The 13,442-nt window shown below is 63.6% G+C and carries 13 protein-coding genes; 6 read left to right on the forward strand and 7 right to left on the reverse strand.

All coding sequences use genetic code 11. The features are described from left to right. Positions 1–2 precede the first annotated feature (2 nt). The 4 genes from hisC to M2S36_RS12180 all read left to right on the forward strand — a co-directional run bounded on the left by hisC (position 3) and on the right by M2S36_RS12180 (position 3,810). Positions 3–1,049 carry a histidinol-phosphate transaminase gene (gene hisC / locus M2S36_RS12165; protein WP_233693883.1) on the forward strand — a complete coding sequence of 349 codons (1,047 nt, stop codon included), beginning with the start codon at positions 3–5 and terminating at the stop codon, positions 1,047–1,049. 151 nt (positions 1,050–1,200) lie between these two features. Further along, positions 1,201–1,851 carry a FadR/GntR family transcriptional regulator gene (locus tag M2S36_RS12170; protein WP_207834665.1) on the forward strand — a complete coding sequence of 217 codons (651 nt, stop codon included), beginning with the start codon at positions 1,201–1,203 and terminating at the stop codon, positions 1,849–1,851. A gap of 13 nt (positions 1,852–1,864) precedes the next feature. Then, positions 1,865–3,145: a CynX/NimT family MFS transporter gene (locus M2S36_RS12175; RefSeq protein ID WP_333957210.1), complete on the forward strand. Its 1,281-nt coding sequence runs from the start codon at positions 1,865–1,867 to the stop codon at positions 3,143–3,145. Between the two features lie 179 nt (positions 3,146–3,324). Continuing rightward, positions 3,325–3,810 (forward strand): nuclear transport factor 2 family protein, encoded by a 486-nt coding sequence (locus tag M2S36_RS12180; RefSeq protein WP_207836073.1) that lies wholly within the window; start codon positions 3,325–3,327, stop codon positions 3,808–3,810. Here the strand turns inward: M2S36_RS12180 and M2S36_RS12185 are convergent. Then, positions 3,789–4,661, reverse strand: coding sequence for a hypothetical protein (locus tag M2S36_RS12185; RefSeq protein ID WP_233687252.1), 873 nt, complete (start codon positions 4,659–4,661; stop codon positions 3,789–3,791). The two genes, M2S36_RS12180 and M2S36_RS12185, sit on opposite strands and share 22 nt — an antisense overlap. Before the next feature lie 37 nt (positions 4,662–4,698). Here M2S36_RS12185 and M2S36_RS12190 point away from each other — a divergent pair, with 37 nt between their 5' ends. Beyond that, positions 4,699–5,013, forward strand: a complete 315-nt coding sequence (locus M2S36_RS12190; RefSeq protein ID WP_207836086.1) for a GIY-YIG nuclease family protein — start codon at positions 4,699–4,701, stop codon at positions 5,011–5,013. A 13-nt stretch (positions 5,014–5,026) separates the two neighbouring features. Here M2S36_RS12190 and yejK read toward each other — a convergent pair whose 3' ends face one another. Continuing rightward, the gene (yejK, locus tag M2S36_RS12195) at positions 5,027–6,034 is read right to left on the reverse strand and encodes a nucleoid-associated protein YejK (RefSeq protein WP_333957212.1); all 1,008 of its coding nucleotides are present in this window, start codon (positions 6,032–6,034) and stop codon (positions 5,027–5,029) included. A gap of 369 nt (positions 6,035–6,403) precedes the next feature. On the opposite strand from yejK, the gene M2S36_RS12200 reads away from it, so the two are divergent. Then, entirely contained in the window at positions 6,404–6,685 is a 282-nt protein-coding gene (locus M2S36_RS12200) for an HU family DNA-binding protein (protein WP_003257928.1), read from the forward strand. A 50-nt stretch (positions 6,686–6,735) separates the two neighbouring features. On the opposite strand, the gene rlmF is transcribed toward M2S36_RS12200, so the two are convergent. The 5 genes from rlmF to M2S36_RS12225 form a co-directional block, all read right to left on the reverse strand. Beyond that, positions 6,736–7,689, reverse strand: a complete 954-nt coding sequence (rlmF, locus tag M2S36_RS12205; protein ID WP_207836064.1) for a 23S rRNA (adenine(1618)-N(6))-methyltransferase RlmF — start codon at positions 7,687–7,689, stop codon at positions 6,736–6,738. A gap of 178 nt (positions 7,690–7,867) precedes the next feature. Next, positions 7,868–10,714 (reverse strand): valine--tRNA ligase, encoded by a 2,847-nt coding sequence (locus tag M2S36_RS12210; protein WP_207836063.1) that lies wholly within the window; start codon positions 10,712–10,714, stop codon positions 7,868–7,870. Between the two features lie 164 nt (positions 10,715–10,878). Beyond that, the gene (locus M2S36_RS12215) at positions 10,879–11,238 is read right to left on the reverse strand and encodes a hypothetical protein (protein ID WP_063911378.1); all 360 of its coding nucleotides are present in this window, start codon (positions 11,236–11,238) and stop codon (positions 10,879–10,881) included. 5 nt (positions 11,239–11,243) lie between these two features. After that, positions 11,244–11,675, reverse strand: coding sequence for a DNA polymerase III subunit chi (locus tag M2S36_RS12220; RefSeq protein WP_207836056.1), 432 nt, complete (start codon positions 11,673–11,675; stop codon positions 11,244–11,246). Between the two features lie 49 nt (positions 11,676–11,724). Continuing rightward, a complete protein-coding gene (locus tag M2S36_RS12225; RefSeq protein WP_207836054.1) occupies positions 11,725–13,218 on the reverse strand; it encodes a leucyl aminopeptidase in 1,494 nt (497 codons plus the stop codon). Positions 13,219–13,442: the final 224 nt, after the last annotated feature.

The raw sequence follows: 13,442 nt of genomic DNA on the forward strand, positions 1-13,442 counted from the left end.
GCATGAGTCGATTCTGGAGCCCCTTCGTCAAGGACCTGGTGCCTTACGTGCCGGGCGAGCAGCCCAAGCTGGCCCGTCTGGTCAAGCTGAACACCAACGAAAACCCCTACGGCCCGTCACCCAAGGCGCTGGAGGCCATGCGCGGCGAGCTGAACGACAACCTGCGCCTGTACCCGGACCCGAACGGTGACCGGCTTAAGCAGGCGGTGGCCGAGTACTACGGCGTGACTCCGGCACAAGTGTTTGTCGGCAACGGCTCGGACGAGGTACTGGCGCACATCTTCCACGGCCTGTTCCAGCACGACGCACCGCTGCTGTTCCCGGACATCAGCTACAGCTTCTACCCGGTCTACTGCGGCCTCTACGGTATCGCCTTCGAGCAGGTGGCGCTGGACGAGCAGTTCCAGATCCGCATCGAGGACTACAACAAGCCCAACGCCGGCATCATCTTCCCCAACCCCAACGCGCCGACCGGCTGCCTGATGCCGCTGCAGGCGGTGGAGCAGTTGCTGCAGGCCAATCGTGATTCGGTGGTGGTGATCGATGAGGCCTACATCGACTTCGGTGGCGAAACGGCCATCAGCCTGGTCAACCGCTACGACAACCTGCTGGTCACCCAGACCCTGTCGAAGTCGCGTTCGCTGGCCGGGTTGCGGGTTGGCCTGGCGGTGGGGCACCCGGACCTGATCGAGGCGCTGGAGCGTATCAAGAACAGCTTCAACTCCTACCCGTTGGACCGTGCGGCGATCGTCGGCGCGGCGGTGGCGTTCGAGGACCGCGAATACTTCGAGCAAACCTGCCGCAAGGTGATTGACAGCCGCGAGGTATTGGTCGGGCAGCTGCGGGCCAAGGGCTTTGAAGTGCTGCCTTCGGCGGCCAACTTCATCTTCGCCCGCCATCCGCAGCAGGATGCTGGCGAGCTGGCTGCACGCCTGCGCGAGCAGGGCGTGATCGTGCGCCACTTCAAGCAGCCGCGCATTGCCCAGTTCCTGCGCATTACCATCGGTACGCCAGAGATGAACCAGGCGCTGCTTGATGCGTTGAACTGACGGTATTGCAAGCTGCCGTGACGCGGCCCTTGTGGGAGCGGGCGTGCCCGCTCCCACAAGGATTTCCGCTATCGGCAGAAACCATCAGTGTTTGCTGTATTGCCGGTATACATTATGCTGACCAGATTCATCGGATGATTGGTTGAGTTGCATGAGTACCGAATTGACCAAGCGCTCCCTGGTCGAACTGGCCGTCGAGCGCATGCGTGAACGCATCGAGCTGGGCGACTGGCAGGTTGGCCAGCGTTTGCCGACCGAGCCGGAACTTGCCCTGCAGTTGGGCATCAGCCGCAACACCGTACGCGAGGCCATGCGCGTGCTGGCGTTCAGTGGCCTGGTGGAGATCCGCCAGGGCGACGGCAGTTACCTGCGCACGGCCCAGGATCCGCTGCAGGCGGTGCAGGCGATGTCCCGTTGCACGCACGAGCAGGCCCGTGAAACCCGGCACATCCTCGAAGCCGAGGCCATCGGCCTGGCCGCACTGCGCCGTACCGACGCCGACCTGCAAGCGCTGCGTGATGCCCTGGCCAGCAGTGCCGGGCATTTTCACGGTGATATCGATGCCTATGTGGCCTGCGACCTGGTGTTTCACCAGCGGCTGGTCGATGCCGCCCATAACCCGGCCCTGAGTGAACTGTACCGGTACTTTTCCGGTGTGGTGGCTGCCGCGCTGCAGCACAACATGGCGACTGTGCCGCGCTGCCAGGCCACGTTCGACCTGCATGGGCAAATCCTCGCCGCCATCGAGCAACGCGATGCGGAGCAGGCCAAGCGCCTGAGCCGTACCCTTATCGAATCCTGACTCTGAGAAGGCCATGGCTGAATCCATCACCCGTAACACCCCACCGAACGAGCGGGACCTCGATGAGCTGCTGATCGACGCCGAGGCGGACGACGAGCAGGTCCAGCAGCAGCCAGTGGTCGTGCGGCGGCCCTGGCTGTTGCTGCTGGGCCTGGTGCTGGTGGCCTTGAACCTGCGTCCGGCGCTGTCGAGCATGGCGCCGGTGCTGGGCCAGGTATCCGAAGGTTTGGGGCTGAATGCTGCGCAGGCCGGTTTGCTGACCACCCTGCCGGTGCTGTGCCTGGGCCTGTTCGCCCCCTTGGCGCCGGTGCTGGCGCGGCGCTTTGGCAGCGAGCGGGTGATCCTCGGCATCCTCGTCACCCTGGCGCTGGGCATTTTGGTGCGCAGCACCTTTGGCGCTATCGGGGTGTTCCTTGGCAGCCTGATGGCGGGGGCCAGTATTGGCATTATTGGCGTGCTGTTGCCGGGTATAGTCAAGCGCGACTTCCCGCAGCATGCTGGCACCCTGACCGGCGTGTACACCATGGCGTTGTGCCTGGGCGCCGCCATGGCGGCGGGTGCCACGGTACCCCTGGCCCGGCAATTCTACGACAGCTGGGCGCTGGGGCTGGGTTTCTGGGTGCTGCCGGCCGTGCTGGCCATGCTGGTATGGCTGCCGCAAGCCCGCCAGGGCCATGGTCTGCACAAGGTGGCCTATCGCGTGCGTGGGCTTTGGCGTGATCCGCTGGCCTGGCAGGTGACCCTGTACATGGGCCTGCAGTCTTCGCTGGCTTACATCGTCTTCGGCTGGTTGCCATCAATCCTGATCGGCCGCGGCCTGAGCCCGACCGAAGCGGGGCTGGTGCTGTCGGGGTCGGTGATCGTGCAACTGGTCAGTTCGCTCAGTGCGCCCTGGCTGGCCACGCGCGGCAAGGACCAGCGCCTGGCTATCGTGCTGGTCATGCTGATTACCCTGGCTGGCCTGTTCGGTTGCCTGTATGCGCCACTTTCCGGGCTGTGGGGCTGGGCGGTGGTGCTGGGCCTGGGGCAGGGCGGTACCTTTGCCCTGGCGCTGACCTTGATCGTGCTGCGCTCGAAGGATGCCCATGTGGCGGCAAACCTGTCGAGCATGGCGCAGGGAGTGGGGTATACGCTGGCGTCGATGGGACCGTTCGCGGTGGGGCTGGTGCATGACCTGACCGGGGGCTGGGCGGCAGTGGGGTGGATTTTCGCCGTGCTGGGGGCGGGTGCCCTCGTGTTCGGCCTGGGGGCCGGGCGGGCTTTGCATGTGCAGGTGAGCAGCGAGAAAGTCTGAAGTTGATGTTGGCAGTGCCGGCCCTTTCGCGGGTGAACCCGCTCCCACAGCTACTGCACAATTTTCAAGATGTGTGCGATCCCTGTGGGAGCGGGTTCACCCGCGAAGGGGCCGGTACTGGCATAAGCAACCGGGGCAGATTATCGTGCTGCTTTGACTCCCAGGATGGACCAGCCCTCATGAGCGATGCCAACCACGACCTGATCACCCGTTTCTACCAGGCCTTCCAGCGCCTGGACGCCGAGGCCATGGTCGCCTGCTACAGCGATGATATCGTCTTCAGCGACCCGGTCTTCGGCACCCTGCGTGGCAAGGATGCAGGCGACATGTGGCGGATGCTGACCAGCCGCGCCAAGGACTTCACCCTGACCTTCGATAACGTCCGCGCTGACGAGCGCAGTGGTGGAGCGCACTGGGTGGCCACCTACCTGTTCAGCCAGACCGGTCGCACCGTGGTCAACGATATCCAGGCGCGTTTCGTGATCCGTGACGGGCTGATCTGCCAGCACGATGACCACTTCGACTTGTGGCGCTGGACGCGCCAGGCGCTGGGAGTGCCTGGCGTGCTGCTGGGCTGGTCGCCGCTGGTGCAGAACAAGGTACGCCAGCAGGCATTCAAAGGCCTGCGGGCGTACCAGCATGCTCAAGGCAGCGCTACTGCCTGATCACTCTCGTGATAGCTGAAGGCGGCACGTTCATCGAGGCCGTTCGGTAGGCGAATACGAATGACGGGTATGAATGTGCCGTTGGTCCTGTGCCAATCCTGCTGATCGGCCTGAGCTTGTTGCAATGCGCCGTAAGCACCTTCGATATGGAAGAACGACTGGATTGGCAGCCTGCTGGACTGCTCTTCGTCCCACGCACCGATCACTACTTCGTTCCACGGGAAAGGTAATTCAGGCGCAAACAACTGTTTGGCACGTATGCTCTGGTAGAAGGCGTCAGCCCGCTCAGGAACCCGCGCCCGGCGGATATCGAATGCACACTGGGCCTTGTAGTCGCCGCTTTGCCGGAAGCGCTCCATCCACTGCTCGGCAGTGAGTACCCCCTGTTCATGGCAGGCCGCTTCGGTTGCGGCTGTCTGCCGATTGTCGCCGCAACCGCGGTTGTCACGCTCCCAGGTATCACCGTCAGTGGGCCAGGCGCACAGCATTTCGTAGCGCAAGCTCTCTTTCGGGCGTTGCAGCAGCGGGTACAGGGTAAAGCCGCTACGGCCGTCGGCAGCCAGCTGCGTGGTGGGAATGTCGGCGCGCAGGTAAGAGAACGATACGCCGCCTTTGTCCTTGCTGTTCTGGCTATGATGCCAGGAGTGATAAAGCGGTGAAGGTCTGGTTGACCTTAGTAAAACGCCCGAACAGGCGTGGGCAGGTACCGCGTTGCCCTGGCACTGCGCGGGCGTGGAGTCGTAGTTTTTCTGCAACTGCTTGGCGGTCTGGGCGCCGATGGAGGCCTGGGCGGTGGATACGCCGGCCCAGAGGGCAGCGGCAAGCAAGGTGCGGGATACTGAAGTGAGCATGATGAAGCCCTTTTGGGGTGGGCTCACCAAATTAATGATGGAAAGAGCAGGCGTCGTGAGTGAAAAAGTGCCGGATCAGGCAGTAAAACCCTGGTATGTCTACTTGGTAAGGGCTGCCAATGGATCGCTGTATTGCGGTATCAGCGATGATCCGCAGCGGCGTTTTCTGGCGCACCAGAAAGGGCAGGGCGCGCGTTACTTCAAGACCAGCCCGGCCCAGGCGCTGGTGTATGTGGAGCAATGGCCGGACAAGGGCGAAGCATTGCGCCAGGAGCGGCTGGTGAAGCGGCTGCGCAAGTCGGCGAAGGAGGCGCTGGTGGCCTCCTATGAGGCTGTGTCTTCCGCTATTTAGGGCCGCTTCGCGCTCAGTCCTTGCGCCGCTTCAACTGATCCACCAAGGTGGTCGGAAGGCCCTTGATGATCAAGGTCCCTGCCGCTTCGTCATATTCGACCTTATCCCCCAGCAGGTGCGCTTCGAAGCTGATCGACAGCCCCTCGGCACGCCCGGTGAAACGGCGGAACTGGTTGAGAGTGCGCTTGTCCGCGGGGATTTCCGGCGACAGGCCGTAGTCCTTGTTGCGGATGTGGTCGTAGAACGCCTTGGGCCGGTCCTCGTCGATCAGGCTGGACAGCTCTTCAAGGGTTACCGGCTCGCCCAGCTTGGTCTGGGTAGTGGCGTACTCGACCAGGGTCTGGGTTTTTTCGCGGGCGGACTCTTCCGGCAGGTCTTCGCTCTCGACGAAGTCGCTGAAGGCCTTGAGCAGGGTGCGGGTTTCACCCGGGCCGTCGACGCCTTCCTGGCAGCCGATGAAGTCGCGGAAGTAGTCCGAGACCTTCTTGCCGTTCTTGCCCTTGATGAACGAAATGTACTGTCTGGAGTTCTGGTTGTTCTTCCACTCCAACAGGTTGATGCGCGCTGCCAGGTGCAACTGGCCAAGGTCGAGGTGGCGCGAAGGCATCACGTCGAGCTCGGCGTTCACCGCCACGCCTTCGCTGTGGTGCAGCAGGGCGATCGCCAGGTATTCGGTCATGCCTTGCTGGTAGTGGGCAAACAGGATGTGGCCGCCGGTGGACAGGTTGGACTCTTCCATCAGCTTCTGCAGGTGTTCCACGGCCACGCGGCTGAAGGCGGTAAAGTCCTTTTCTTCGTCCAGGTACTGTTTCAGCCAGCCACTCAGCGGGTAGGCGCCAGACTCACCGTGGAAAAAGCCCCAGGCCTTGCCTTGCTTGGCGTTGTAGCTGTCATTGAGGTCGGCCAGCAGGTTTTCGATGGCGTCGGAGGCGGCCAGTTCGGAATCGCGGGCATGCAGCACGGCGGGGCTGCCATCGGGCTTTTTGTCGATCAGGTGAACGATGCAATGACGGATTGGCATGGAATTCTCGCGAGCTGCAAAAGTCGTCCAGTTTACCTTAGACACAAGGTGATGCAGTGGCCGGATGTTGGCAGAAATGTCGGTTGTTCGTTTTTTGTTCAAATTTGTGCGTTTTAGGCTAAAACCCCCGAAAAACCTGCATTAAATCGAAGTGCGCAGCGGATATTTATCCGTTCCTGTGGTAGCTTTGCGCGGTCTTGCGCCCCTTGTGTGGCGCATTGCTGGCAGCGTGCTGTCGTCGTGTCGAACCAAACGTCGATTTACGTATCTACATACGCGATTGGCGCGGCCCTCCACTTTCAGGGGCTGGCCCGATAACGTCGTAGTCCGCTGCATAACCATCGAATTTGATAGGGAAGGAACACCACCATGGCATTGACCAAAGACCAACTGATTGCCGACATCGCCGAATCGATCGCCGCGCCAAAAGCCACCGCCAAGAACGCTCTGGAGCAACTGGGCCAGATCGTTGCCGACCAACTGGAAAACGGCGCTGAAATCACTCTGCCAGGCATCGGCAAGCTGAAAGTCGCTGAGCGTCCTGCCCGTACCGGCCGCAACCCTTCGACTGGCGCTGCCATCGAAATCGCTGCCAAGAAAGTCGTCAAGTTCGTTCCAGCCAAAGTGCTGACCGACGCCATCAACAAGTAATTGTTGAAGCTTTGACGAAACCGCGCCCGGCTTGCCCGGGCGCGGTTTTTTCATGCCTGGGATTTACGCCGGGCGTGCCAGGCCTGGCGCGCGGTGTCGTCGTGGAAGCTCCAGGCGACCATGCGGCTTTGCTTCTGCCCCTGGCCCATTTCACTGATGCGCACGGCCTTGGCGCCCGCTTTCTTGAGCGCGGCCTCGATCCCTGGCAGGTTGCTGGCCTTGGACACCAGGCTGGTGAACCACAGTACCCGCTCGGCGTACTGCACGCTTTCGCCAACCAGTTGGGTGACAAAGCGGATCTCGCCACCTTCGCACCATAGTTCATTGTTCTGGCCGCCGAAGTTGAGCACCGGCAGCTTGCGCTTGGGGTCCTGCTTGCCAAGATTCTTCCATTTGCGCTGGCTGCCACGGGTGGCTTCGTCACGTGAGGCATGGAAGGGCGGGTTGCACAGGGTCAGGTCGAAGCGTTCGTCTTCCTGCAGCAAGCCGCTGAGTATGTGCGCACGGTTGGCCTGCTGACGCAGGGTGATGGCCTTGCCCAGGCCATTGGCCTGGACGATGGCTTTGGCCGAAGCCAGGGCCACGGGGTCGATGTCCGAACCCAGGAAGCGCCAGCGGTAGTCGCTGTGGCCCAGCAGCGGGTAGATGCAGTTGGCGCCAACGCCGATGTCCAGTGCGCGCACCTGGGCGCCCTTGGGGATCTCGCCGGCATTGTCGTCGGCCAGCAGGTCGGCGGCCACATGGATGTAGTCGGCGCGGCCGGGAATTGGCGGGCACAGGTAATCGGCGGGGATGTCCCAGTGCTGGATGCCGTACTGGGCCTTGAGCAAGGCTCGGTTGAACACCCGCACGGCCTCGGGGTTGGCGAAGTCGATGCTGGGTTTGCCGTGGGGGTTGGTGATGGTGAAGCGCGCCAGGTCAGGGTGGGCCTTGATCAGGCTGGGGAAGTCGTAGCGACCCTGGTGGCGGTTGCGCGGGTGCAGGGTGGGTTTGTTCGGGGTCATGGCAGTGTCCAGCCCTATACGAGCGGTGGCTTGAAGAGCCTGGGGCTGCTGCGCAGCCCTTTCGCGACACAAGGCCGCTCCCACAGGATGGTAGCGCCTTGAAGGTTGGCGCCGTCCTGTGGGAGCGGCCTTGTGTCGCGAAAGGGCCGCACAGCGGCCCCAACGGTCTCTCTAGTGATTACAGCGCTGCAATCCGCGCATGCTGCTCGGTGAAGTTGGCCAGGGCCTGTTCGGACTCGGCCAGCTTGGCGCGTTCCTTCTCGATCACCGCAGGCGGTGCCTTGTCGACGAAGGCGGCGTTGGACAGCTTGCCACCCACGCGTGCCACTTCACCCTGCAGGCGCTGGATTTCCTTGTTCAGGCGCGCCAGCTCGGCATCCTTGTCGATCAGGCCGGCCATTGGTACCAGCACTTGCAGGTCGCCGACCAGGGCAGTGGCCGATAGCGGCGCTTCGTCGGCATCGCCCAGTATGGTGAACGATTCGACCTTGGCCAGCTTCTTCAGCAGGGCTTCGTTTTCCTGCAGGCGACGCTGGTCGTCGACATTGGCGTTTTTCAGGAACAGCGGCAGCGGCTTGCCCGGACCGATGTTCATCTCGGCGCGGATGTTGCGCAGGCCGACCATCAGTTCCTTGAGCCACTCGATGTCACCTTCGGCAGCAGCGTCGATGCGTGCTTCATTGGCCACCGGCCACGGCTGCAGCATGATGGTCTTGCCTTGGATGCCGGCCAGCGGCGCGATGCGCTGCCAGATTTCTTCGGTGATGAACGGCATGAACGGGTGCGCCAGGCGCAGGGCCACTTCCAGCACGCGCACCAGGGTGCGGCGGGTGCCACGGGCGCGCTCGACCGGGGCGTTCTCGTCCCACAGCACCGGCTTGGACAGCTCCAGGTACCAGTCGCAGTACTGGTTCCAGATGAACTCGTACAGCGCCTGGCTGGCCAGGTCGAAGCGGAACTGTTCCAGCTGGCGGGTCACTTCGGCTTCGGTACGCTGCAGCTGCGAGATGATCCAGCGGTCGGCCAGCGACAGCTCGACGGCTTCGCCGTTCTGGCCGCAGTCCTCGCCCTTGTCCAGCACGTAGCGGGCGGCGTTCCAGATCTTGTTGCAGAAGTTGCGGTAGCCTTCGACGCGGCCCATGTCGAACTTGATGTCGCGGCCGGTGGAAGCCAGCGAGCAGAAGGTGAAGCGCAGGGCGTCGGTGCCGTAGCTGGCGATGCCTTCGGGGAACTCGGCCTTGGTCTGCTTGGCGATCTTCTCGGCCAGCTTGGGCTGCATCATGCCGCTGGTGCGTTTTTCCAGCAGGGCCTCGAGGGTGATGCCGTCGACGATGTCCAGCGGGTCCAGCACGTTGCCCTTGGACTTGGACATCTTCTGGCCCTGGCCGTCACGCACCAGGCCGTGCACGTACACGGTCTTGAACGGTACCTGCGGGGTGCCGTCCTCGTTCTTGATCAGGTGCATGGTCAGCATGATCATGCGCGCAACCCAGAAGAAGATGATGTCGAAGCCGGTCACCAGCACGTCGGTGGAGTGGAACTTCTTGAGGAACTCGGTCTGCTCCGGCCAGCCCAGGGTGGAGAAGGTCCACAGGCCCGAACTGAACCAGGTATCGAGTACGTCATCGTCCTGGCGCAGGGCCACGTCGGCGCCCAGGTTGTGCTTGGCGCGCACTTCATCCTCGTTGCGGCCGACATAGACCTGGCCGGCCTCGTCGTACCACGCCGGGATGCGATGGCCCCACCACAGCTGGCGGCTGATGCACCAGTCCTGGATGTCACGCATCCAGGAGAAGTACATGTTCTCGTACTGTTTGGGCACGAACTGGATGCGGCCATCTTCCACGGCGGCGATGGCAGGTTCTGCCAGCGGCTTGGTGGAAACGTACCACTGGTCGGTCAGCCACGGCTCGATGACGGTGCCCGAACGGTCGCCTTTCGGCACTTTCAGGGCGTGGTCGTCGATGCTCACCAGCAGGCCCTGGGCATCCAGGTCGGCGACGATCTGCTTGCGCGCGACGAAGCGGTCGAGGTTGGCGTACTGGGCCGGCAGGCGGGTGTCGACCTGCTCGTTGACGCTGCCGTCGAGGTTGAAGGCCTGTGCGCTGGCCAGCACGAAGGCGTTCTTGTCGAAGATGTTCAGCAGCGGCAGGTTGTGGCGCTTGCCGACTTCGTAGTCGTTGAAGTCGTGGGCCGGGGTGATCTTCACGCAGCCGGTACCGAACTCGGGGTCGCAGTAGTCGTCGGCGATGATCGGGATGCGGCGGCCGACCAGCGGCAGTTCGACGAATTTGCCGATCAGTGCCTGGTAGCGCTCGTCGTTCGGGTTGACCGCCACGGCGGCGTCACCCAGCAGGGTTTCCGGACGGGTGGTGGCGACGACCAGGTAGTCCTTGCCTTCGGCGGTCCTGGCGCCGTCGGCCAGCGGGTAGCGCAGGTTCCACAGGTGGCCCTTCTCGTCGTGGTTTTCCACTTCGAGGTCGGAGATGGCCGTGTGCAGCTTGGTGTCCCAGTTGACCAGGCGCTTGCCGCGGTAGATCAGGCCGTCTTCGTGCAGGCGCACGAATGCTTCCTTGACCGCTTCGGAGAGGCCGTCGTCCATGGTGAAGCGCTCGCGGCTCCAGTCGACCGACGAGCCCAGGCGGCGGATCTGACGGCTGATGTTGCCGCCGGACTGGTCCTTCCATTCCCAGACCTTTTCCAGGAACTTTTCGCGGCCCAGGTCATGCCGGTTCTGGCCCTTGGCCTCGAGCTGGCGCTCGACCAGCATCTGGGTGGCGATACCGGCGTGGTCGGTGCCTGGCTGCCACAGGGTGTCGCGGCCTTGCATGCGGCGGAAACGGATCAGGGCGTCCATGATCGCGTTGTTGAACCCGTGGCCCATGTGCAGGCTGCCGGTCACGTTCGGCGGCGGGATCATGATGGTGTAGGACTCGCCTGCACCTTGTGGGGCGAAATAGTTCTCGGACTCCCAGGTGTTGTACCAGGAAGTTTCGATGGCGTGCGGCTGGTAGGTCTTATCCATGCGCGGCGGGACCCTGTGCATTTATTCGGGAAAGCCGGGAAGTATAACCAAGCTGGGGGCCGCAGGCGACAAGCTGCTGCTATCTGGCACGGCAGGGATGGCCTATTCGCGGGTAAACCCGCTCNNGGGTTTACCCGCGAAGAAGGTACCGCCGAATCTCGGTTTTACTCGGAACGCTTGATCAACCGCTCGATCCGCGCATCCAGCCGGCGCTTGATCTCGTTCTCGATGTGCGGGGTGAAGTCGTTGATCACGTCCTGCATGATCATCTGCGCCGCGGCACGCAGCTCGCTTTCCAGGTGCAGCAGGGTGTCCTGGCGGCGGGTCTGCGGGTCGTCTTCGGGCTCGACCGGTTCGGCCACAGGCGCGGGGTTGCCGGGCGCTTCTTCCAGCAGCAGCGGGATCTGCTCCACTGTCTCGGTCAGCAGCGGTGGTTGCAGGTCGGCGTCGCCAAGCAGCTGGCGTATCGACTCGAGGTCATCGAGCAGATGGGCGGAGTCGGGCAGGGGGGAGGGCTTGTCCATCGTCGTCAAAGTCGCTGTAAGCGGTGGTCTTGCAGAGCATAGCCCTGTTCACGGTAGAAACGGAATCGTTCACGGGCCGATTGGCGGATGCCAGGCTCCTCAACCACGATTTCGGCCACCCGTTCGAACTGGCCGACAAAGCCCGGTACGCCGGCGCCCAGGTTGATCAACAGGTCGTGGTGATCGCCTGCACTGTCGGCGGCCAGGCCCAATGCCACGCCGGCATCGGCATGTACTTCCGCGAGGTCGTGGGGCACGAAGGCCTCGCCCTTGAAGCGCCACAGGCGTTGGTCCAGCTCGCTGCGCTGCTCGGCGTCCTGGCAATGCAGGTAGACCCGGTGGCCAAGGCGCCAGGCCTTTTCGCACAGCTTGCAGGCGAAATCGAGCCGTGCCGACAGCGAGTCGGTGGGCAGGATGTAGAAATCGACTTTGCTCATGGTGGTATCGCCGGCCGGTGGCGCGTGGGGCGCCACCGGCTGCACGGCGTCAGGCGCCAGCGCGGTCCAGCAGGTACTGGGTCAGCAGGGGCACAGGGCGGCCAGTGGCGCCCTTGTCCTTGCCGCCGCTGACCCAGGCGGTGCCGGCGATGTCCATGTGTGCCCAGTCGTAGGCCTTGGCAAAGCGCGACAGGAAGCAGCCGGCGGTGATGGTGCCGGCCTTCGGCCCGCCAATGTTGCCCATGTCGGCGAACGGGCTGTCCAGCTGCTCCTGGTATTCATCGAACAGCGGCAGCTGCCAGGCGCGGTCGTCGGCGCGCTTGCCGGCGTCGAGCAACTGGCCGACCAGGTCGTCGTTGTTGCCCATCAGGCCGGTAGTGTGGCTGCCCAGGGCGACAATGCAGGCGCCGGTCAGGGTGGCGATGTCGATCACTGCCTGTGGCTTGAAGCGCTCGGCGTAGGTCAGGGTGTCGCACAGCACCAGGCGGCCTTCGGCGTCGGTGTTGAGGATTTCCACGGTCTGCCCGCTCATGGTGGTGACGATGTCACCCGGGCGGGTGGCGCCGCCGCTTGGCATGTTCTCGGCGCAGGCCAGCAGGCACACCAGGTTGACCGGCAGCTGCAGTTCGAGCACCGCACGCAGGGTGCCGAGCACGCTGGCGGCACCGCACATGTCGTACTTCATCTCGTCCATGCCGGCACCAGGCTTGAGGCTGATGCCGCCGGTGTCGAAGGTAATGCCCTTGCCCACCAGCACGAACGGCTTGTCTGCCTTCTTGCCGCCCTGGTAGTTGAGCACGATCAGGCGTGGCGGCTGGTCGCTGCCCTGGCCGACGGCGTAGAACGCGCCCATGCCCAGGTCCTTGATCTTCTTCTCGTCCAGTACTTCGACTTTCAGCGCCTTGTGCGCCTTGCCCAGGTCCTTGGCCTGTTCGGCGAGGAAGCTTGGGTGGCACAGGTTGGGCGGCAGGTTGCCCAGGTCGCGGGTGAAGGCCATGCCGGTGGCGATGGCGCTGGCGTGCTTGACGGCACGTTCGACCTCGGCCTGACCGGCCTTGTCGGCCAGCAGGGTGACCTTCTTCAGGGTGCGTGGCTCGGCCTTCTGGCTCTTGAAGCGGTCGAACACGTACTCGCCGTCGAGCAGGGTTTCGGCCAGCAGGCGGTACTTGCCGTAGTGGGCGTCGCGGTTGCTGACCGCGATGTCGTCCAGGGCCAGCACGGCATCAGCGCCGTTCAGGCCCTTGAGCACGCCGGCGACGCTGGCGACCAGTTTGCGCCAGGCGCGGTCGCCCAGGGCTTCGTCCTTGCCGCTGCCCACCAGCAGCACGCGCTCGGCCTTAAGGCCCGGGAGGCTCTGCAGCAGCAGGGTCTGGCCCGGCTTGCCGGCCAGGTCGCCACGCTTGAGCACGGCACTGATGGCGCCTTCGCTGGCCTGGTCCACGGCCTTGGCCACGGCGCCGAGCTTGCGGTTTTCACCTACCGGGAGGACCAGGGTGGCGGTTTTTACGGATGCAGCAGCTACGCTTTTTACAACCAGTTCCATGTCAGGATCCCCGAATGATCGATACAGTCGGCGCTGTGTATTCCAGCGCTCTGGACGGGCCAGGCCGCGTCGTCGCGCGCCAGCGGAAAAGCTGCCAGTTTGAGCCTGCGGCAAGCGTGCTGACAACCCCGTCATGCGCCTTCATGCGCGGCGAAGTGACAGGGGCGGTCAATCACAGGATAATGCGCGCACTTTACATGGAGGTTCGCCTTTGGCGAACCGGC

It is taken from the genome of Pseudomonas sp. SF2 (assembly GCF_036858055.1).
GTDB lineage: Bacteria > Pseudomonadota > Gammaproteobacteria > Pseudomonadales > Pseudomonadaceae > Aquipseudomonas.